The sequence below is a fragment of the Chryseobacterium taeanense genome, from assembly GCF_900099685.1.
In the GTDB taxonomy this organism is placed as follows: domain Bacteria; phylum Bacteroidota; class Bacteroidia; order Flavobacteriales; family Weeksellaceae; genus Chryseobacterium; species Chryseobacterium taeanense.
The window spans coordinates 1-21,902 of record NZ_FNDW01000003.1; the positions used below are offsets into that span (position 1 = coordinate 1).

The 21,902-nt window shown below is 35.3% G+C and carries 15 protein-coding genes; 7 read left to right on the plus strand and 8 right to left on the minus strand.

The window, feature by feature from the left end; all coding sequences use genetic code 11:
- Positions 1–930: 930 nt before the first annotated feature.
- The 7 genes from BLR30_RS05445 to BLR30_RS05475 form a co-directional block, all read right to left on the minus strand.
- On the minus strand, positions 931–1,257 hold the full coding sequence (locus BLR30_RS05445; RefSeq protein ID WP_089856512.1) for a VanZ family protein: 327 nt from the start codon (positions 1,255–1,257) through the stop codon (positions 931–933).
- Between the two features lie 25 nt (positions 1,258–1,282).
- Entirely contained in the window at positions 1,283–1,660 is a 378-nt protein-coding gene (gene gcvH, locus BLR30_RS05450) for a glycine cleavage system protein GcvH (RefSeq protein ID WP_089855944.1), read from the minus strand.
- 112 nt (positions 1,661–1,772) lie between these two features.
- The gene (sov, locus tag BLR30_RS05455) at positions 1,773–8,828 is read right to left on the minus strand and encodes a T9SS outer membrane translocon Sov/SprA (RefSeq protein WP_449390417.1); all 7,056 of its coding nucleotides are present in this window, start codon (positions 8,826–8,828) and stop codon (positions 1,773–1,775) included.
- Positions 8,829–8,879: 51 nt separating this feature from the next.
- Positions 8,880–9,464, minus strand: coding sequence for a Holliday junction branch migration protein RuvA (gene ruvA / locus BLR30_RS05460; protein ID WP_089855949.1), 585 nt, complete (start codon positions 9,462–9,464; stop codon positions 8,880–8,882).
- Between the two features lie 348 nt (positions 9,465–9,812).
- Positions 9,813–12,107 carry an NADP-dependent malic enzyme gene (locus BLR30_RS05465; RefSeq protein ID WP_089855951.1) on the minus strand — a complete coding sequence of 765 codons (2,295 nt, stop codon included), beginning with the start codon at positions 12,105–12,107 and terminating at the stop codon, positions 9,813–9,815.
- Positions 12,108–12,128: 21 nt separating this feature from the next.
- Entirely contained in the window at positions 12,129–12,980 is an 852-nt protein-coding gene (locus tag BLR30_RS05470) for a BadF/BadG/BcrA/BcrD ATPase family protein (RefSeq protein ID WP_089856514.1), read from the minus strand.
- Positions 12,981–13,144: 164 nt separating this feature from the next.
- Positions 13,145–13,408, minus strand: a complete 264-nt coding sequence (locus BLR30_RS05475) for a hypothetical protein (RefSeq protein WP_089855953.1) — start codon at positions 13,406–13,408, stop codon at positions 13,145–13,147.
- 230 nt (positions 13,409–13,638) lie between these two features.
- Here BLR30_RS05475 and BLR30_RS05480 point away from each other — a divergent pair, with 230 nt between their 5' ends.
- From BLR30_RS05480 to BLR30_RS05495, 4 genes are all read left to right on the plus strand, one after another.
- Complete coding sequence (locus BLR30_RS05480; RefSeq protein WP_089855955.1) at positions 13,639–14,097, plus strand: GtrA family protein; 459 nt, start codon at positions 13,639–13,641, stop codon at positions 14,095–14,097.
- A gap of 2 nt (positions 14,098–14,099) precedes the next feature.
- Positions 14,100–14,831: a lysophospholipid acyltransferase family protein gene (locus tag BLR30_RS05485; protein WP_089855957.1), complete on the plus strand. Its 732-nt coding sequence runs from the start codon at positions 14,100–14,102 to the stop codon at positions 14,829–14,831.
- A 41-nt stretch (positions 14,832–14,872) separates the two neighbouring features.
- Complete coding sequence (locus BLR30_RS05490) at positions 14,873–16,318, plus strand: MFS transporter (protein WP_089855959.1); 1,446 nt, start codon at positions 14,873–14,875, stop codon at positions 16,316–16,318.
- 91 nt (positions 16,319–16,409) lie between these two features.
- Positions 16,410–17,369: a DUF3810 domain-containing protein gene (locus BLR30_RS05495; RefSeq protein ID WP_089855961.1), complete on the plus strand. Its 960-nt coding sequence runs from the start codon at positions 16,410–16,412 to the stop codon at positions 17,367–17,369.
- A gap of 392 nt (positions 17,370–17,761) precedes the next feature.
- On the opposite strand, the gene BLR30_RS05500 is transcribed toward BLR30_RS05495, so the two are convergent.
- Positions 17,762–18,184, minus strand: coding sequence for a helix-turn-helix transcriptional regulator (locus tag BLR30_RS05500; protein WP_317041386.1), 423 nt, complete (start codon positions 18,182–18,184; stop codon positions 17,762–17,764).
- A 467-nt stretch (positions 18,185–18,651) separates the two neighbouring features.
- Between BLR30_RS05500 and BLR30_RS05505 the strand changes: the two genes are divergently transcribed.
- The 3 genes from BLR30_RS05505 to gwsS all read left to right on the plus strand — a co-directional run bounded on the left by BLR30_RS05505 (position 18,652) and on the right by gwsS (position 21,883).
- The gene (locus tag BLR30_RS05505; protein ID WP_089855963.1) at positions 18,652–19,722 is read left to right on the plus strand and encodes a hypothetical protein; all 1,071 of its coding nucleotides are present in this window, start codon (positions 18,652–18,654) and stop codon (positions 19,720–19,722) included.
- Complete coding sequence (locus tag BLR30_RS05510) at positions 19,697–20,647, plus strand: ATP-grasp domain-containing protein (RefSeq protein ID WP_089855965.1); 951 nt, start codon at positions 19,697–19,699, stop codon at positions 20,645–20,647. Before BLR30_RS05505 ends, BLR30_RS05510 begins: the two co-directional genes overlap by 26 nt.
- Positions 20,648–20,782: 135 nt before the next feature.
- Positions 20,783–21,883 carry a grasp-with-spasm system SPASM domain peptide maturase gene (gene gwsS, locus BLR30_RS05515; protein WP_089855967.1) on the plus strand — a complete coding sequence of 367 codons (1,101 nt, stop codon included), beginning with the start codon at positions 20,783–20,785 and terminating at the stop codon, positions 21,881–21,883.
- Positions 21,884–21,902: the final 19 nt, after the last annotated feature.

Genomic DNA, 21,902 nt, shown 5'->3' on the forward strand with positions numbered 1-21,902 from the left:
TCTCTAAACCTTAATCAATAATCTCCTGCGCTCCCTTTAATTGGGACTGCAAAGATACTAATATTTTATTATCACGCAACATTTATTTTAAAAAAATTTTCTAAAATATATCCCGCTTTATAAATATTAATCCGTACCTATTTACTTTGGTTATTTTAACCTTAATAAACATGAGATTCTTTTTTTGCTTATCTAAAAGCTCTTCTGCGCTACCTACTATCTCTCGTTTTCAGTGCGGCAAAAATAGAAACTTATTACATTACAATCCTAATTTATTTAACGGAAAATTTACATTTCGTTCACATTTAATCTTAACTTCCTGAAAATTAAATACAATAATTTTAAACTAATGTTTGGTTTTTGAGCTCAAAGTAAGGAGTCTCGGAAAATATTGGTGCTTGGAAAGCCCGTTTATGCTTTTGTTTAAAGTTTATAACTACAAATGAAAAAGTTCACAATAGCTTAAAAAAGCTTCGATTTTTATTCTTTTATGAACTTGAAATACTATAATCATTGCGTAATAATTATCTTTTGTGACTTTGTGGTTAATTCTGAAATTAGTTTAAACAAGTTTATAATCCCTCGCAGATTGTGCAGAGAACGCAGATTCTGATTTTATTCTTTTTTATTCTAAGAAGGTAGTGGACGGTTTTAGATCATTTGTTTTAAGAACTCACTATCTGTTTTGAAAGATGATCCTCGAAAGTAAACACCAAAACACCTAGCCCGGATCGTAGCGGTACCCCGCAGCATGGAAAGAAAGCCTTAGCCAGCAGCGGTAGAGCGGAAGGAAGACGGGAAAGCCTGGCGCGAGGAGTATGAGCAGAGAGCCGGAAAAAGCTACAAGAAAAAATGTTGGAGAGTAATCGATTGGAGAGGCGGAGAGTGGATGAGTTTCCTTTGGAAGCAATGAAGGATTGTAAAGTAAGATTAGAAAAATCTTTTAACAAGAAGCTTGTATATATAGTATCCGAGGAGACAGCCGATGATATCTGCTACAATATCTAAAGCTTCCATAGATCTGCCGAGTCCCATCTCTTCCTGAAGAATTTCTGTGAGAAAGGCATAGATCAAAATGATCTGAAAGAAGTAGTAAAATTTTATTTTGGGAAATGCCGCCATAAAGCAAAAGCCTAATGCGCCAAATATACTAAGATGCAAGACTTTGTCGATCCCGTTGAACATAAACCAGTACTCGTGATTCTCCTCTCCTGGTTTGAGAAGCATATAAGTAAGAAATGCCCAATAAATGGGCAGTATCTTACTAAATATTTTTGAAATTTTATCCAATGATGGCTTGATATTCTTCAGCGGAAAGTAATTCTGACTGATCTGCACCTTCAGCAACTTCTAATTTGATGATCCATCCGTTTCCGTAAGGGTCTGAGTTCAATAATTCAGGCTGATCTTCAAGTTCTGAATTGAACTCAATCACTTTTCCTGAAATTGGTAAGAATAAGTCTGAAACTGTTTTTACAGCTTCTACACTTCCGAAAACCGCTCCTCCTTCCAACTCATCGTCTACAGTATCCACATCTACGTAAACGATATCGCCAAGCTCTCCCTGAGCGAAGTCTGTAATACCGATTGTAGCTACGTTACCTTCGATCTTAATCCATTCGTGATCTTTAGTGTACTTTAATTCTGATGGTGTGTTCATTTTTAATTTTTTATTTTGTACAAATGTATTCAAAATTCTACAAGCTTCAAATATCGGATATAAAAAAATGTCCTTCAAAATTGAAGGACATTTAAATTTATTTTAGTTCTCATTAGAAACCTCCTGAATCTCCGAAGGTAAACGTTGCAGAAATCCCTGCCCTTACTGTTGACAGCGGGAATGCTGTTGAGATTTTATATTTTGAAGTCATCTGTTCGTAGAATACTCTAAGGTTAAGATTTTCTGATACATTATAATCTGCAGAAACTTTAATATTCATCAGCCTTTGTCCTCCGGTAACCTGTGAATCATCCAACAGGATATTGGTAATGCTTGTTCGGCTGTCTCTTAGCGAGAAATCTCCTCTGATATTGAGATCGCTTCCTTTAGCTTTTCCTCTTCCTCCGACGTTGGTCATTCCCAGCCTGAAATTCCTGATGATATATCCTACTCTTACAACATATTCACTGTTTGAATCTTCAGTTAATGTATGATTGACTAATCCTAATAATAGTGTTCTTAATCTATTATACTGGATTCCAAACTGCATATTGTTTCTCATCGTCATATCTACTCCGATCAGTGGCGAGAAGTTTTCTACATAACCCACCTGAGCAAATGTAAATGGATTGATGTAATCATCGTTGATATCTCGTTGTGTCGCGTTATAATTATTAAGTGTATTAAAATAATCTATGCTCGACTGAACTCCTGTCGCTGTATAGGTCGCCTGATAAGCATGCAGTAAATCAAACTTAGAAAACTGACCATTGATAATAGGAACATTCCTTAGCCCGGAGTATGTAATCTTCCAGTTTGGAATCGGAAGCCCTGCTTTTTTAGGATTGCCCATCATTTTAGGGGTTTTGCCTTCCACTGCTGCCCTGAAAGCAGGAATGAGAATATATGCATTTGATATTCCGTAACCGTCTTTAAATCCGTTTGGCTCCAAAGCTCCCGGCATTTGCTGTGACAGCGCCATAGCATTTTGTCTTATTGCCTGATAAATTGCACTACCATCTTTAAAAGCAGTCTTCAATAAAACCACAGAATTGGAGTAAGTCACCATATCATTGGCAAATGTATAATTAGGGTCAGCAATTCCCGTATTAGCATCTCTATAATTAAATCCGGTATGTGTAAAGTTTCTATTATAATTATGCAGCGCGCTGATATCAATTCGAAGATCATTCATCGGCATTATCTGCAAATTACCACGAAGCTCTCTCGTAGACATTCTTACATAAGGATCTGTCATAAATTCCGAGTCACTTACCCAACCATTTTCCATTACTGTTCTTCGGATATCTGCCTGTGAACCGAATAAGAATCCGATGGTAGGACCGCCTAATGTCTGCCCATATCCATACCAGTTTGGTGCAGAAAGCAATCCCGGAAGTACGGTACCATTGTTTTCGGAATAATTGATATCCAACTGCTTCATTGAAGTCAATAAATACGCCATGCTCTGAAGCGGAGTGAGCCTGTTTTTAAACTTATATTTTTTATAAGCATATCTGTTTTTCTCCCATTGCTGAGTATAAGCATTATTCAGTGAATCAATTTCCTGTTTGCGCTTCTGAAGGGTTGCGGAAATATTTTTAAAATATTTAAACTGGCCGAAGAACTTAGTAAAGTCAGCAGTACCGGTAGCCTGAATCACATTGGTATTCTGTCCGATCGATCCTAAACTTCCATCCGGACTTGCTAAAAGAACAGTGGATCTTGCATTCCAGTTATAGGTAAATCCGTAGCCCACTTCTGCATCAATGAAATCTAAGTACGGAAGATACTGGAACGGCAGTTTATAATTTAACTGAACTCTATGGTTGTACAATACAGGTCTTCCGGCTCTGAAAACATTTCCGAAAATTGAATTGTTATCCATTGTATTTACATCCACATTATCATTCAAAGTTCTTGTTGCGGAATTGATTTCAAGCTTTAAAGATTTGGTGAAATTAAATCCTAATCCATATTGCCAGCCGAAATAGAAGTTTCTGTTTTTGATTGCTCCGAAATCGTCATTATAGTTTCCATTTAAAATGGCATCAATATTACGGAACTCCAGCTCATTATAATTTCTGTCGATCTCTGTTCTGAAAGAGAATCTTGTTGGTATCGGATTGAAATTAAATTCTTTTACCCATTTCAGATATTTCGTAGATTTTGCCGTGTCGCTAATCATTTTGTTGAATGGACGAATTACCCAAGGTTTAAAGGTATAGTTATAATCTACATATCCTCTTAAATACTGTCTGTAGTTTCTTTTGGTATAAATATCCCTGTAGAAATCATCGTTATAAACAGCCGTCACAGAAAGGTTTTCGACATCATAGAATTTAGGTTTTCTATTCTGGTTCATTCTTTCTTTATGTACGTTTACAAGGCCAATGCTTCGTTGTTGCGTATATGTTCTCGCTACTTTTTTAAGTTCTTCTCTGTTAGCAGCTTTTTTAAATTCAACATCGGTATCCAGCGGATTGTATTTCGGATCTTCGATGGTTTGGGAATATGAATAGTTTAACGGAATTTTCACCCCTGTTTTCTCAGGTAAGAATTTATCTACATTAATAGCAGTATTGATACTAAAAGCAGACTGTGTAGACTGGTTTCTTTCTGCAGGCTTAGAATCGATATTTCCGAAACCAACAGATGTATAGGATGCACTTGTATTTACCGTAGCAAAATCTCCGAGGTTAAAGTTTAAACTTGCATTCCCTGCATAACCACCATCGTTTTCAATTTCGGAAAGACGGATTTCGTTTACCCAAAGGATTCTGTCTATAGGAACAGCTCCCAACTCGCCTCTCTGATAACCATTCCTTATACCGATCATGATGGTTGTAACATTTCCTAAACTAGGCCGTCCTTTAATATATAATTTCTTATAAGTCCCCCCTTCATCAAATAAGGGATCCATTATTCTTTTGCTAATATCACCCGGATTATTTTTATCTCTTCTTATTTTAGCATCTACAAAATCCTGAATATTCAGATCTACATCATTTTCTATTGGCCATATTTCCAATGGTGCAGTTGCAGTACTCGGTGTAATTTTCAAGGCAGACTCGTACTCATAATAGTTGTCTGTAGCATCATTTCCGAAACGGATAAAGAATTTTGTATTCTTATCAAGCCCCTGAACACGGTTAGTAGGGTCCTGTGCATGAACAAAAAGTTTTAACTTTTTATATCTTCTCATATCAAGGCTGGTATTTTTGAATACACCTTTCGCCTCCGTAACAGCCAATTCTTTAACTTTTAAGTATAAAGAAGCTTCATTTTGTCTCTGTGCACCTGCATTACCGCTAAGAATCTGTCTGTCGATTCCCGGAGGCAATACATATGGAGGCTGGTTTAAAGCATTTTCCTCAATATTTACGCTTCCTACTTCAAGATTACTAATAGTAACATCATCAGCTGAGCCTTCATTTGTAGAAGGATCTGCTGTAGTATTACTTCCGAAGGCAGCAACATTCTTAGGATATTTTCGCCAGTCTGATCTTACAAGATCCATTGTTCCGAATCTTAATGTAGAAGTCTGGTCGAAACCTGTTAATAGTAATCTTGCGAATCTTACATTATTCAAAATTGAAGGATCTGCATCTCCCGCTGTGGTTACATACTGTGAAACCGGAACTCTGAATAAATACCATTTTACCTGAGAAGTCTGCCCATTCTGGAACTGCGCCTGAACAGTTTTAACATCAACGATATTATTTTGTCCCAATGCTAAACTTGCCTGATCCAGTCTTACTTCATACTGGTTATAGCTTTCGCTCTGATCTAAGTTGTAATCTTTATTAATATCTTCTGAATCCGGAGTTTGCGAAGAAACTTCCAGAGAGTTACTCTGAGAATTTCCTTCAGGACCTCTGAAGTATTTATATCGCTGCACCACAGATGCCGCCTGACTTCCTGTAAATTTGCTAGACATATAAAATACGAAATCATCTACGGCAGGGTCGGATATATTGGTAACAGGATTAACAAATGTATTTCCAAACAACGCAGCTTCCTGATCTGAACTTAATCCATCATATCCCAGATCTTGTGCTGTTCTGTCTGCTCCTTCACTTGAGAAAGCGTACAAAATCGGTGGCTGCTTCGGTTGTATTCCCCAATTAGAGTTAGTTGTCACCGATGGCGCAGAAGGCGTAGGCAATCCGTTTTCGTACTGCATTTGTCCGTCTTTCAGGATATCTTCGGATACGTTTCCTAACTGTAATAAAAGTTTTGGATTTGCACCTAACGCATTTCCATCGGCATACGGATCCATCATCCAGAATTCTACATACTCAATATTAGAACTTGTAAAGTTTGAAACCGAGATCGGCCTCATGATTCCTGCCCATCTTTGTGCTGTACTTTCTGCTGCAGGATTAGCATTATAAGGGCCTTTTTCCGCAGGGTAATATGAAATATCGAAAGTATTGGTGTACGTCTGTTCGCCGGCAACAAAATCTCTGTTATTGAAAATTTCGGAGAACTGAACCCTTCTCGAAGCGTGGTTTGAAACCGATTGCGGGGTAATACCGGTAGGTGCTTTACCTCCCACTCCCCAGAATCTCGGGTCGATGTTATACCAGGATAACAAACCTCTTCCATAGCCTTCTGTGATATCGTTATTTTTACCTGCGCCCGTAAAAAGAGGATCAGCTTGGTTTTTTTCAGGTTTTGAAGCCAGACTCCATGCTGTTGGTTCTTTTAAGGTAATCTTTGAAGTGGTCTGCTCGAAGTCATCGATATAAGACTGGTCGTTAATTCCTTTATTTAAACCCGGAAGTAAATATGCGGCTTCCATTTTGAAATTCAAATTCGATGGAGCTTCTGTATTTACTAATGGTATTTTATCAGTTAATCTTGTCAGGAACGGAAGCTGGTTGTTGTACATTAAGTTGATTCCTGCCATGGTATTATTAACGGCTTCCTGACCGTAATTTACCTTTTGGGTAAGCGGCGATTCGGAATAATTTACAACGGTTGCTCCTAAGATAAAGTTTTCATTAAATCTTCTTTCTAAGTTTAATCCCATAAAACGTTTTCTCTGGGTATTAAATGTCAGTTGATTTTCCAATGAAATATTGATTGCCTGACCGGACTGCTTCACCTGTTCGTTGATGATGGTTACCGTACCCAGCATATAATCTACGGTATAATCGATCCCTTCCGTAAGCTGAACTCCGTTTGCGGAAACTTTTACAGAACCTTGAGGAACATTTACCGCTCCTAAAGAGATTCCCTGCCCCTGCGTTCCTTTGTAGCGGCCTTCGATGGTGTATCGCTGGGCGAGGTTACTGGAAGTAGCGACCTGTTTCTGCTGGCTGTAGAGATCCGAGAAAACATACTGCGTATCGTTGCTTCCCAAAAGAGTCTGAATATAATTACCAAATGGTTGTGTTTTTGTAAATATTACCCTCCCGGTTTCCGGTCTGATGGTAATTCCATTGACAAAGTCGAAAATTCCGTCGCCTGTTGTGTTTCCGTTGGTCTGTAAGTCACCGTTGGCATTAAGTCGGTCCCAATTCAGCAATTTGATTAAAGGGACATTGTTTACCTGTGCATTATTAGCCACCGGAAGATAATTCAACTTACCTCCTGACTGCGGATCTCTGTACAGAACATTAAGAATAAAACCATCCTGATTTACCTGTCCCGCATCCAGAGAATAGATGTTTTTCATCATCAGATCCCACATCGGAGAAGAAGTTTTCACCGTAGTATTCGGCTTCAAAAGTTTTGCTACCAATACAGTACTTTCTTCAGAGAATTCCCCAACTTTGTACACCTGGTTGCTTCCGTTTACGGTATATGAAAATGACACCGCCAAAAGCTGATTGTCATTCAATTTCTGGTTTAATGAAATGTATCCTAATTGTGGCTGGAGGATATATTCGTTGGTATTTAATCTCCTTGCCTTTTTATTAAAGATAAAATGTTCTCCGTCAACATAGGTTTCTGTACCTCCTGAAGCAACAGGAAGATTTGCTCCTTTAATGGCATTATAAGCCGTACTGGCATCTCTTAATCCCGGTATTCCGTTGACTGCCGAGTAAAGATTGAAACCTGTCTGGTCATTATTGGGAAGCGCTCCCGGAGCATCCCCGAGATCTCTAACCCCTACAATACTTTTTTGATATTGTAAATTAGTGTTTCCCTGATCCAGTACCCAAACCTCCATTCTGGTGATGCTGATCTTTGAGTTGATCTGAGGATAGTTCAGTAAAGCATTATCATAGTTATTCAGGAAATAATGCCCGACAAAGTAATGCTGGTTGTCTTCATAATCAATGGCGTTCAGTTTAAACGTATTCATAACACCGCCGCCCTGCACGGTAATATTTCTGGCTTCCCCCTGTTGTTGGGAAAGCACAACGGTACCATAAGTTTTTCCTAACTGAAACTCTGTTTTTACCCCGAATAAAGACTGAGAACCACGAATAAGACTGGTAGAAAGCGGCATATTAACGTTACCGAATTCTACTCTTTTAATGACTTTATCTTCGCCGCCGGCACTAGGTTTATCAACATCGTTCAATCCCTTCTGCTGAAGGTCTTTCCAGCTACCTTTGGCCTGCCATACAAGGTTCATTCTGTTTTCAAAGGCGAAACCACTTTGTGTATCGTAATTGGCTTTCAACTGAAGATTCTCCCCTACTTTCCCTAATAAACCGAGCTGAATTCTCTGGTCTATATCGAAGGTAAAGCTCGTTCTGTTCTGAGGCAGAATCAACGGATTATCAATCTTCTGATAAAGTCCTGCGAAGTCGAAAGAGACGTATCCGGTCGGAATAATTTCAATTTTGTTGCTTCCGAAAAGCGTTTCAAAAAGACGATTATTGATCGTAAGAGAAGGAATTAATCCTTTTCTGGCGGCATCACTTTTATCCTTTCTGAACATCAGGCTGTAGCGGTCTGATTTTTCTTTGTAATAAGCTCTTGTCTGCTCCGCCATCATAAATTCTTTATAATCTTCGGGAGACATGGCTGTAGGAGGTCCGGTAATGGTATTTCCGATCTTCGGATATACATAATACATTCCGGTTTTTATATCATAATAGGCTTCATACTGTGTAGGATCTGCCAGCTGATAGTCTTTTTTTATGATTGCTGTGTCCCGAACCGCCGGTCTCTGCTGTGCAAAAGTCATTACTGACATGCACATGAACGACAGGAACAGGAATATATTGAAATACTTAATATTTGCCACCAAATGTTAAATGTTTTTTAAAATTTGTTTTACCAATTCTTCGATTGAAATCTCGGGATTTTGCTTGATGATTCTGTCTGCAAGCTTCTCACTCATCCGCTTAGGAATACCCAAAACTTCTAATGCAGATAACGATTCTTCCTTCACTTTATTATTTGCCAGCGTAGAAATATTTTCTTCCGGATTGCTGAATTTCTGGACTTTATCTTTAAGGTCTACAATAATTCTTTCTGCTGTTTTGGCACCTATTCCTTTGGCTTTCTGAATCAATGCGCTGTTTCTTGAAAGGATAGCGGAAGCGATCTCATCAAGGGCTAAAGTAGAGAGTAAAATAAGGGCAGATACGGCACCTACTCCGTTAACGCTTATTAACAGATTGAACATCTCTTTTTCTGACCTGGTTTTAAACCCGAAAAGCAAATGCGCATCTTCCCGGATAATCTGCTGGATAAAAAGAAAGGTTTCCTGATTGATGGTAAGGGTTTGTGAGGTCATTAAGCTAATACCTACATAGTAACCAACGCCCTGGACGTTGATTACTGCGTAGGTAGGCGTAAGTTCCTGAACAATGCCTTGTAGTGAAAATATCATTATTAATTTTTAAAACTCCCAAATATAGCAAATTAAACTAATTAATGTTTTCATTTCATACACGAATGGCTTTTAACTTAATTTTTAATTTGAATTTTAAAGATAAGGCGCAAAAACGAAAGACTTGAAAATTACTTTCCGGGAATGTATTTTCGATTGACCAGAATAAGTTTTCAAATTTACCCATATAACTTTAGGAAATTATCCATATAAATCTTCCGGTTTATCCATATAAATCTTTCAATTCATATGGATAATTTTTTTTACCCTTCAAAACAAAAAAAATAAAGACTCCAAAATGAAGTCTTTATTTGTGATATTTCTAAATTTGAAAAGCTTACATCAAATTTATTTTTTTTCCTTGAATTCTCTTCTTTGTGCGTCAAGAACAGCTATGGTCGCAAGATTCACAATCTCATCGACGCTTGAACGCATCTGCAATACGTGAACAGGCTGCTTTAATCCCATTAAAACAGGACCGATGACCTGAGCCAGCTTCATCCCTCTGAGAATTTTGTACGAAAGATTCGCACTCTCAAGATTCGGGAAGATAAAAGTATTGGCCGGCGTATTTCCTAATTTTGAGAAAGGATAATCGCTCAGATGTTCAGAATCCATTGCAAAATCCGGCTGTATTTCTCCGTCAACGATCATTTTAGGATATTTTTCGTGAAGGATGCTCACCGCTTTTGCTACTTTTTTAGAAGTTTCGGAGATGGCAGCAAAGTTTTCAAAGCCAAGCATTGCAATTCTCGGTTCGATGGCAAAAGATTTTACCGTTAATTCTGCCATTTTAGCAATATTCACAAGATCTTCGGCTGTAGGATTTTTATTGATGGAAGTATCTGCAAAGAAAATCGGTTTCTTTTCAGACAAGATCATCATCATGGCAGCTATCTTATCAACACCTTTATCTTTTTCGATCACTTCCAGAACAGGTCTTAACGTCGAAGCGTAGTTTTTGGAGAAGCCAACAATCAATCCATCCGTATCGCCGTGCTTCAGCATTAATGGCCCGAAATAATCTCTCTGGCGAACGAATCTTTTAGCTTTATACTCATTCATACCCTTTCTCTGGCGAAGCTTCCAAAGGGTTTCTCTATATTTTTTTCTGTTTTCCTTCTGATCTTCATCACTAGGATCGATAATCGGAACATCGAGGCTGATTCCGAAGCGTTCCATCTGTTCTTTAATATACTTTTTGCTTCCCAAAAGGCTCGGATAGGCAATTCCTTCTTCATACAGGATCTGAGCAGCTTTCAGAACATTATATTCTTCAGCATTACCCAGCGTAATTCTTTTAGGATTTGCTTTTGCGCGGTTCTGCATCATTCTTACCAGCTTTTCATCCCGTCCCATTCTGTCGAGAAGGCTGTTTTCGTATTCATCAAAGTTTGTGATGGTTTTCCTTGCTACTCCACTTTCTACGGCAGCTTTTGCGACAGCACATGAAACCTTTGTTATCAAACGGTTATCAAATGGTTTCGGGATAAAATATTCTCTTCCGAACTGAAGATTCTGAAGATTATACGCTAAAATTACGGCTTCAGGCACGGGTTCATTAGCTAAATCGGCAATGGCATGAACGGCTGCCAGTTTCATTTCTTCATTGATTGTTTTTGCCTGCACATCTAATGCCCCACGGAATATATAAGGGAATCCCAATACATTGTTTACCTGGTTAGGATAATCGCTTCTTCCTGTTGCCATGATGACATCTTTTCGGGTTTCAATGGCAAGATCATAGGCAATTTCCGGATCCGGATTGGCTAATGCGAATACAATCGGATTTTCGTTCATGCTTGAAAGCATTGCAGGAGTCATTACATTTCCTTTTGACAATCCCACGAAAACGTCCGATCCTTTTAAAGCATCTTCCAGTGTATCGATATCGGTTTGCGCGATGAAATCCAGCTTTTCGGGTGTCAGGTTTTCTCTTCTCTGGTTAATTACCCCTTTACTGTCGCACATCAGTACATTTTCTCTTTTTAACCCTAAAGAAATATAAAGGTTGGTACAGGCAATCGCTGCAGCTCCGGCTCCGTTTACCACCATCTTTACTTCTTCAATCTTTTTATCGGCGATTTTAAGAGAGTTAATAAGCGCAGCTGCGGAGATTATTGCTGTTCCGTGCTGATCGTCGTGCATTAGAGGAATATCTAATTCTTCTTTCAGACGTTGCTCAATATAAAATGCTTCCGGCGCCTTGATATCTTCGAGGTTGATTCCCCCGAAAGTTGGGGCAATTCCTTTTACAATATCAATGAATTTGTCGGGATCTTTTTCATCGATTTCAATATCAAATACATTGATGTCTGCAAAGATTTTAAACAAAAGACCTTTCCCTTCCATTACAGGCTTTGAAGCCTCTGCACCGATATCTCCCAATCCGAGAACCGCTGTACCATTAGAAATAACGGCTACCAGATTTCCTTTTCCGGTATAATCGTAAACAGTTTCCGGCTTATCGTGAATTTCCATACAAGGCACTGCAACTCCCGGCGAGTACGCCAATGAGAGGTCTCTCTGTGAAGAGTGCGGTTTTGAAGGAATCACTTCGATTTTTCCTTTAGGTTCGGCTTTATGATAATCTAACGCGGCCTGATTAAAGTTCTTTTCGTCGCGGTGGTTTTTACTTGACATATAGAATTTTGTTTTTTTTGATTATAATATATATTGAATGTGGTAATCGACTAAACTCTCGATTGGTTTCTGTACAATTTGTCCCACATTTAGATTGAGTTGTGCTGCTGCTGCACGCAGAATATCTTCATAATAATAAGCTATAGAACCAATAAAATTGATTTCGGCTTCTTTTGATTCTTTGTAGGGAATCACCTGATAGTCGAAGAAATTCAGCATTTCTTCATATACCATTTTCCTTAAATAAGGATGTTCTTTTCTTTCCACTACAAATTTATTGAAATCTGCAAGAAAGGCATTAGGACGGGTGGTATGGTACATGTTTTTCAGCACTTCATCCAGGGTGAGGTTATACGTTTGCTCAAATTCTCCGGAAAGATCTTCAGGAAGTTTCTGCATAAAAAATCTGCGTACCAATTGTTTTCCGATAGCACTTCCGCTACCTTCGTCTCCGACAAGAAAGCCTAGTGATGGTAATTGAATTTTTATGTTTTCACCATCAAAATAGCATGAATTTGACCCTGTTCCCAATATACAAACGATAGCCGGCTTTCCTCTGTAAGCGGAATAAGCTGCTGCCGTGAGGTCCTCTTTTACGATGATTTCTGCATAGGTAAATATTTTCCCTAATTCTTCGATAATGGTGTCACAGTTTTGCTTAACGCCACAACCTGAACCATAGAAGTATATTTTTTTAATGGAATTTTTAACGGACGTGATGCCTGTATTTTTTTCAATTTCGGGAACGATGAGTTCTCTGCTGATAAAGTTCGGATTGAAGCCAATGGTTTCTGTTTTCAGGAAGATTTGTTTAAAATCGTCCAGAATAACCCAATCTGATTTTGTAGAACCACTATCAACAATAGCAACCATATTTTCCATTTTAGTTTAAGGATGCTAAATTATGAATTTATCTTGTAAGATGTGGGATAATTGACATGACATATGTGTGTTTCATATTATAAGGATTACAAAAAAATTAAAGAGAGTTAAATTTACTTTCAACTCTCTTTAATAATTTGTTTTCAAATTCATCTTTATTGCTTTATCTCCTTTTTTCTATCGTTAAACTGTATGAGCCAGTCTTCGATTTCATCTTCCAGATAAGAAGCCTGAAGGATCATAGCGTTAATAAAATCATCGGGAACAGGTTCATTATCGGAATTCTCAAGATTCCAGAGTTCCTCAGACATATTTTCATACTCGGAATAGACACGTTTAAAGCGTGAATTGTCTTTTTCTAGAGCTTCAATATTTTTCTGCTGAAGCTGGAATTTTCTGTATTTGTTTTGACGTTTCATACAAATATTATTAAAATGTGGTCGTAAAATTTTTTGGATCGTATGATTTAATCATATTACAAGATAGAAAAAACCATCAACACAAAGAGTTGAAAATGAATTTATTATCAGGTGGGGTTTACATCATTCTGAAAACTAAAATTAGAAATTATTTTGAATCTAAAAAAATTTTTAACAACTTTTTTCAGTGTTTAACATATAGTTATAAATTTGCACATTATATCAATCGGATGAGAGATTTACTATTACGGCAGAAACAGGTTTTATTCTTCATTATCGCTGGAGGGCTTAGCGCTGTCGTTGAAATTGGGAGTTTTAAGCTGTTCAGTACTGCAATACCACAGTTCTTCCCTCGTGAAACAGATTTTCATGGAATCCATTATCCTTTGAGTAATATTTTTTCTACAAGCTGTGGGATTATTACGAATTATTTTCTGAGTATCTGGTTTGTTTTTGAAAGAGGAAAACACTCCAAAAGAAAGGAATTTGCCTACTTTATGGTAGTTTCTTTTATTTCAACTTTACTGAGTCTCGGCTTTTTCCAGATTTTTTACAGCTTCGTTTTTAAAGATACCATTGATCTCATCGTATATACATTGAGTCCTGAAATTATCAGTAAGATTGCAGCGATTTTATTGGTTTCCATTCTTAATTATTCGATCAAGAAAAAAGTAATTTTTAACGGATAAAAATGACAGCTAAAACTCTAAACTATCTCTGGCGGGCATGGCTTCTGATACTGGCATTTGTTTTTACTCTAATTTTCGGACTTCCTGTTTACCTGTTATCATTTAATAAAAAGCATTATAAATATGCCTATCGTTTTGTAAGATACTGGAGCTACTGCATCTTTTACGGCATGGGGCTACGCTACGAACTTACCAGACTCTCCAATGAAAAACTTGATAAGAATCAACAGTATGTTTTTATTTCCAATCATACTTCGATTATGGATATTATGCTGATGTGTATTCTGTGTGCCGATCATCCTATCTGTTTCGTAGGAAAAAAAGAACTCGTGAAAATCCCGATCTTCGGAACGATCTATAAAAGGATATGTGTAATGGTAGACCGTAAAAGCGCCAGAAGCCGCGCAGATGTTTACCGAAGATGCGCAGAGAAAATGGAAGAAGGAAACAGTATTGTGATCTTTCCCGAAGGAGGTGTTCCGGATGATACATCAATCATTCTGGACGAATTTAAAGATGGTGCTTTTACGCTTTCTTCCAAGCATAATTCCCCGATCGTGATCTTTACTTTCGTCGGATTAAAGGAAATTTTTCCGTTTGACAATTCTAAAGGTTATCCCGGTAAAGCAAAAGTATATTTTAACGGAATTTTATACCCTTCCGCATCTCCAAAAGAACTTAAATTGTCTTCTTTTGAGACAATAAAAAAAACATTGCTAAAACACTATAATTAAAAGAAATAATATATATTTGTTTTCAGAAATTTTCAACAAATATGTCAAATTATTCTAAACAAACCAATTGGGGACAATTCATCCCATTGGTTACTGTGTTTTTCTTCTGGGGATTTGTGGCAGCAAGTAATGACATTTTGATCCCGGTATTCCAAAAAGCTTTTAAATTATCACAAACCGAAAGTATGCTGGTGCAGATATGCTTCTATGTGGCATACACCGTAGGTTCTTTAATTTATATGGCTGTTTCCAAAGGTATTAAACAGGATTTGGTCAATAAAATCGGTTATAAAAATGGTCTTATTGTAGGACTTCTTATTTCTGCAGCAGGAACACTTCTATTTTATCCTGCAGCCAACCTGCATTCTTTCACTTTGATGATCTCTGGACTTTTTATTGTAGGACTTGGATTTTCATTGCAGCAAATTGTTGCTAATCCGCTTGCTATTGAAGTAGGGCCTGCTGAGACAGGTTCTCAGAGACTTACGATGGCTGGAGGAATAAACAATCTGGGAACGACGATAGGTCCGCTTATTGTATCTTTCGCAATTTTCGGTTCTGCAGCTGCTGCTACGACAGACGTAAGCGTTGAAAGCGTAAAGGTTCCTTATCTTATATTAGGAGTGGCTTTTGTTCTGGTTGCTATTATGTTGAAATTTTCTTCTCTTCCGGCCATTACACCAACCGTTACTGAAAATACGGATGATGCCGTTCCCGGAGAACATAGAAAATCAGCTTTTCAGTATCCACAACTTTTTATGGGAATGATTGCCATATTTGTATATGTGGGAGTGGAAGTTTCTACGGCAAGTAATCTTCCCGCTTATATGGAAAAAAGCTTAAATTTTGAAACTAAAGATATAGCTCCTTACATCTCTCTTTATTGGGCCTCTTTGATGATCGGACGTTGGACAGGAGCTGTAGAAGCTTTTGATGTAAGTGCGGGATTCAAAAAAATATTAAGATTTTTGGCACCTTATCTTGCATTTGGGGTTTTCTTACTGGTGAATTCTATTGCAAAGCACGATCTTTCACATTTCTATGTGTACGGATTGATTATTATCGCAATGATTATCTGTGACATCATGAGTAAAGGTAACCCAGCAAGAATGCTGCTTATATTCTCTGTTGCAGGTATTGCAGCCTTATTAATCGGTATGTTTACAACTGGTATGGTTTCGGTTTATGCATTTACAAGTGTAGGACTTTTCTGCTCTACTCTATGGCCTTGTATCTTTGCTTTGGCTATCAATGGGCTTGGAAAGCACACCAATGAAGGATCAGGCCTTCTGATTATGATGATTATGGGTGGTGGAATTGTAAGTCTTATCCAGGGATATGTTGCGGATCTTACTAATATTCACTTTAGTTATATTGTGGGGGTAATCTGTTTTGCATATCTTGCCTTCTACGCCATAAGAGTAAGCGGAATCCTTAAAGCACAGGGAATTGATCTTGATAAAATCACAAAAGGCAGTGGTCACTAACAATACAAAAATAATACATAAGAAAAGATTCTGGGCAGGTTTATTACTTGCCCAATTTCTTTTGTTCTATGCGTTCTCAAGATCTGCCATAATGATCTCTTTTTTTGAACGTTTCTTTGAAATTCAAAAGAAAGCACATCTCATGATTTTTTCCTGGATACCTTTTTCTTTTGGAGATATACTGTACATTTTCCTCAGCATTTTTCTCCTTTTCCATACCATCAGAAGTTTTAGGAAAAGTTGCAGGCAAAGTTCTTTATTAAAAATTTTTATATCAGTAAACATCTTTTATTTTCTCTATCAGATATTTTGGGGAATGCTGTATTTTCAGACTCTGATTCTCAAAAAACTGACAAGCCAAAACGAGCCAACTGTCGAAAAAGCAAAAATTTTAGCATTGAAATATCTGCAGAAATGCAAAGAAACTAGAAAACTTACAAAAGAAGATAAAAACGGAATATTCATTATAACTAATTTGAAATCTGTTCAGGAAGAAATTTTATATCGACAAACCTTACTTCCTGAAAACATCTCGGCAAAAAAAGCTCTAGGGATTAATTCTTTCAAGCCAAGTCTCTTTAAAAATATCATGAGCTTTACCGGGATTTTGGGATACTATAATCCCTTTACAGCAGAATCACAATTTAATTCACAACTACCAAATACACTTATTCCTTTTACATCTGCTCACGAAAGCTCGCATCAGCTGGGATTTGCCAGAGAACAGGAGGCTAATTTTATCGGATATTTAATAGGAATTAATTCAAAAAATTCAGAATTACGTTACAGCACAGAATATTTTACACTGAAAAGCTTATTAAATTATATAGCCGATAAAGATCCTGAATTTGTAAAAAATGTACTCCGGAATTATTCTTCCGAAATGAAAAGAGATAGAGCATACGAAAAGGCTTTCATCCTAAAACATCAGGGATTACTGGATGATTTTTTCGGATTTACCAATAATATTTTCCTTAAAAGTAATCAACAGGAAGGCTCTGTGACGTATTCTTATTTTATAGATCTTCTGCTCAATTATGAAAAGGTTTAAAAAACAAAAGAACCGTATCAGGCGATACGATTCTAAAAACACAAATGATGAAAAAAAATTTATTACCTTGACTTGTTCCCTCATTCAAGGCGTTGTAAAATTACAACATATTTTGTAAATACAAAAATATTTTAAAGTTTTTTTTCACAAATTTATGAGAATTCAAATCATCAAATCTCAACCCGTGCGTTCTGTAAAGCTGTTTTTCTCCTTCTAAACTTGCACTATTACTCATTAAAAGGTGATTATATCTAATTTTTCCAGTGAAATATTTATCGTTAAAATGAAATTTAAACTTATATTAAAATTTCAAAGAATTCATTTAGTAACTAATATGAAAATGCCCCTAAAAGGCAAGACGCTTCTAGGGGCATTCAATATATTGAGTATTTTTAATTACTATTTTTAAAACTCTCCAGTTCTCTTTTTAGAGATTCATTTTGTTCTTTTAAAATTTTGATGTAGTCTTGGAGATTTTCTAATATAGAATTCGGTATATTGAATTTTTGGTATTCGTAATTTCCTGAATTATCGTTGAAAGTTGAATTATCATTTTGAACAAATACTGAATTTTTCGATTCTTTAATATCATCAACCGAAACATTAAGGGCTTTGGCTAACTTTTCCCATTCATCATCATGAATCTTTGACTTTCCATTTTCTTTGCGGCAATAGCTGGAAATATCTGTAGATAATATTTTAGCCATTTTTTCCTGCGACATACATTTCTGCTTTCTGAGATTCCTCAACTTTCGCTGTATCATCCTAACGTGGTTATTAAAAATATTTTTAAAACTTAACGCAAATATCTGCATAAAATTGCAAAAAAATTGCAAATTTTTCTATTCGATGTGATATAGTTTTTTTATAGTTTTGAAAATCAATATGGATAAAGCGCTTTAAGCAATTTAATTTATATATGTACAAATATAAATTAAAACTGATCAGAAGCCCATGTCAGGGATTGTATGGCAATTGAAAAATATTAATTTAAAAATTAGACAAATGCAAAAAAGAAAGTTAAAAATTTAGAAAGTCTTAAAAAATTTCAATTAAAAAACGAAAATAAGGAAAAGAAAATAGGAGGAATTGGTGGACCAGCATATACTGCACCAAATTATGGACAATACACAAGTGGATGCTACCTTTGGGAAACTACAAGCTGTAATGATGACTTTATATTTAGCGATGGGTCTTATTATGGTTGGGGTGGATGTAACGGAGGTAACTAAAAGACTTAAATAGGGCTTGAATCAAGTCCTATTATTTTTTATTTTAACGTATGACAAAAATCCTACTAACTCTACTTTTGTGCTTACTTGCAATTTTCAGCTATTGTCAATTGCCCGAAAATCTACAAAAGTATTATGCAAGTATTGACAAAGCAGAGTACGCTCTTGTAATGGGAAACAAGCAGGAAGCTTCAGACAATTATTATCAGGCTTTTAATGAAAAGGAAAATCCTTTTTTTGATGATATATATAATAGTTTCTTAGTAAATGCAGAATTACAAAATGATGAAAGAGGGAAACAAGATTACAAAAAATTGAAATGCCTACAATATAATTTTTCTGAAATAAAAGCTTTCGTCTTTTTTGAAAAATTCCAGGAAAGGAACAAAAGTTTCATAGAGCAAATAATATGTACAAAAAATTATTTCAACTATAAGCTTCGAAAAACATTAGATAGCTTAGCACAATGGGATCAAATGTATAGAAGTACTGGTAGTGTACAAAATCTAAATGCTGAAGAACGTAAAATTTTTATTAAGAATGACAGTATCAATGCCTTTACACTAAAAAAAATAATTGAAAAATATGGCTTTCCCAATGAATATTTAATTGGTATGGACAACTCTTCTCTGTACGCCAATTTTAAATATCAAGCCATCATTATCCATCAGCAGAAAATGGGTAAATACAAACATGTAGATTTTGAGCCATTATTATATAAAGCTGTGCAAGAAGGCAAAATGAGAAATAAAGATTATGCAGCTCTAGTGGAGTTTGCATTTGTAAAGAAAGAGTACAATTACTTTCCCCTTATAATGCTAAATGACGGATGCTGTTTAATAAACAAAAGTATTTATCCAGAATATAGGGATCAACAAAAAAAACAAGAAATACAAAATGCAGAGAAAAGGCGAAGTGAGATCGGATTAACATCATTATCTCGTAATGTTTTATATAAATTATACAATGAAGAAAACCCTAAATATAAACTCGAACCTTTTTATAAAGTAACATTATTTCTCGGTAAAGAAGAAGAAGAGAATTTAAGGAAAAAAAGTATTAAAATAAATTTTGAAGATTATTTTAAGCAATACCATGATAAAAATTATAACGGAAAGTAAAGATCAGGTTAGTAATGAAGTAATAGAATATTTGTTAGCTGCAGGAGTTAGGTTTAGACGAATCAATTCAGATATTTTTTCAAGTTTTAGCGAAACTATTTCAAACACAAAAGAATCTGAATGTGAAGTTATATGGCACCGAAGAGCTTTTAAGCAGCTAAATCCTTCTGAAATTCAAAAATATCCATTTACTTACAAGATATTAGATGAACAAGATGTTGTAAATAAATTTATTGAAAAGAAAAATTATTTTGAAAATAACATTTATTATGGAGGCTATATTGAGGAAAGTCAGCATAACAAATTATACGATTTATATTTAGCAAAAAAAATTGGTTTGATAGTGCCAGACACAATAATCACTAATAAAAAATCTGAACTAAAGGCATTTAAAAAAGATTATGCTAAAATAATCACGAAGCCTATCAAAGATCTTATAAGGTTTCGAAATAAAAATTATATATACTCTTCACCCGGAACTTTTCTAATAGAGCAAGAACATATTGATTTTTTAGATGAGAACTTTGCAATTTCAATCTTTCAACAATATATCGAAAAAGAAATTGAGATTAGAATTTTTTATTTTGACGGGATTTTCTTTTCAATGGCAATTTTTTCTCAAAATGACGAGAGAACTAAAATAGATTTTAGAAATTATAATTATGCAAAGCAAAACAGGTTTATTCCTTTCAAATTGGAGAATACTATACAAAAGAAATTAAAAGAATTACTAAAACACAAAAAAATAAATACTTGTTCAATAGACTTAATTCTTACACCAGAAAACGAGTTTGTGTTTTTAGAAATAAACCCACAAGGGCAGTTTGGCTGGGTATCTAAGAATTGTAATTATTATATAGAAAAATTTATTGCAGAGAAATTAATGATTAATGATGAAAAAATTATTAAAAAAAGATTTAAGTAAGTTATCAATTTTACTTCAACAAACTAGTAAAAACAAGTTTACAGGCAAGAATTCCAATATTTTTTTTTCAATAAAAAAAATACAATCAAATAAAGTATCTTATAATTCTTTTTACAAACCTATTTCTAAAATCTGATGAAAAAAAAATTTAAATTATATTCTAATTGTTTACCTGTAAAAGGAAAAAACAGAAGTATAATTTGTGATTTACAAAGATGTAATTATGAGTACGTCCCTAACGACTTATATAACATATTAAAAAAATACAACGGCAAGAAAACAATTGAGGAAATAAAACATATTTTTGAAAATCAATATGATGATATTATAGATGAATATTTCAATTTTTTACTGGAAAAAGAGTTTGTTTTCTTAACTTACTATCCAAAGTATTTTCCAAAATTAGATCAAGGTTTTTACTATCCTTTTGAAATTTCTAATGCAATAATTGAACTTTCATCGGATGATTTTATATTTGATATTCTGTTAAAGTTAAATGATATTAATTGTAAATCTATTGAAGTTAGAATCGAAAATAATCTATCTGTAAATAGTATAAAAAATATTTTAGAATATATAGCATTTAATGAAATGATAATTTCATCAATTTCTATTATTATAAATTTTTCAACGGATTTAGATGAATTGGTTCTGAAGGAAATTTTGAATAACACTACTAGATTAGCATCAGTTACAATATATAACTCTCCGACAGAATATTATATTGAATCTGAAAGTAAAGATGGCCGTCATATCTTTTTCACAATTAAAAATTTTACGGATAATAGATGTTGTGGCAAAATTAGCCCCCAATACTTTTCTCCAAACATTCAGATATTTACAGAATCCCTTCACCACAACTCCTGTCTTCATAAAAAAATATCAGTTGATGCAGAGGGAAATATCAAAAACTGTCCTTCTATGCCACAAAACTTCGGCAACATAAAAGACACGACTTTAGAAGAAGCCTTACAGCATCCAGATTTCAAAAAATACTGGAATCTTACAAAAGACCAGATTGAAGTCTGTAAAGATTGTGAGTTTCGCTACATCTGTACAGATTGCAGAGCTTATACAGAAAGAACTCATACAAACGCAGACAGATTAGATATTTCAAAACCCCTAAAATGTGGTTATAATCCTTATACTGGTGAATGGCAGGAATGGAGTACTAATCCATTAAAACAAAAAGCAATACAACATTATGGAATGCAGAACCTAATTAAGAAAAGATAATCAATATTTCTTATTATTT

Excerpts from the sequence above, each read along its gene's own strand:
- BLR30_RS05470 (WP_089856514.1), bottom strand. The coding sequence starts at position 12,980 with ATGGTTGCTATTGTTGATAGTGGTTCTACAAAATCAGATTGGGTTATT.
- BLR30_RS05490 (WP_089855959.1), top strand. The coding sequence starts at position 14,873 with ATGTCAAATTATTCTAAACAAACCAATTGGGGACAATTCATCCCATTG.
- BLR30_RS05480 (WP_089855955.1), top strand. The coding sequence starts at position 13,639 with ATGAGAGATTTACTATTACGGCAGAAACAGGTTTTATTCTTCATTATC.
- BLR30_RS05485 (WP_089855957.1), top strand. The coding sequence starts at position 14,100 with ATGACAGCTAAAACTCTAAACTATCTCTGGCGGGCATGGCTTCTGATA.
- gwsS (WP_089855967.1), top strand. The coding sequence starts at position 20,783 with ATGAAAAAAAAATTTAAATTATATTCTAATTGTTTACCTGTAAAAGGA.
- BLR30_RS05495 (WP_089855961.1), top strand. The coding sequence starts at position 16,410 with ATGATCTCTTTTTTTGAACGTTTCTTTGAAATTCAAAAGAAAGCACAT.
- BLR30_RS05475 (WP_089855953.1), bottom strand. The coding sequence starts at position 13,408 with ATGAAACGTCAAAACAAATACAGAAAATTCCAGCTTCAGCAGAAAAAT.
- sov (WP_449390417.1), bottom strand. The coding sequence starts at position 8,828 with ATGTGCATGTCAGTAATGACTTTTGCACAGCAGAGACCGGCGGTTCGG.
- BLR30_RS05505 (WP_089855963.1), top strand. The coding sequence starts at position 18,652 with ATGACAAAAATCCTACTAACTCTACTTTTGTGCTTACTTGCAATTTTC.
- ruvA (WP_089855949.1), bottom strand. The coding sequence starts at position 9,464 with ATGATATTTTCACTACAAGGCATTGTTCAGGAACTTACGCCTACCTAC.
- gcvH (WP_089855944.1), bottom strand. The coding sequence starts at position 1,660 with ATGAACACACCATCAGAATTAAAGTACACTAAAGATCACGAATGGATT.
- BLR30_RS05500 (WP_317041386.1), bottom strand. The coding sequence starts at position 18,184 with ATGCAGATATTTGCGTTAAGTTTTAAAAATATTTTTAATAACCACGTT.
- BLR30_RS05465 (WP_089855951.1), bottom strand. The coding sequence starts at position 12,107 with ATGTCAAGTAAAAACCACCGCGACGAAAAGAACTTTAATCAGGCCGCG.
- BLR30_RS05510 (WP_089855965.1), top strand. The coding sequence starts at position 19,697 with ATGATAAAAATTATAACGGAAAGTAAAGATCAGGTTAGTAATGAAGTA.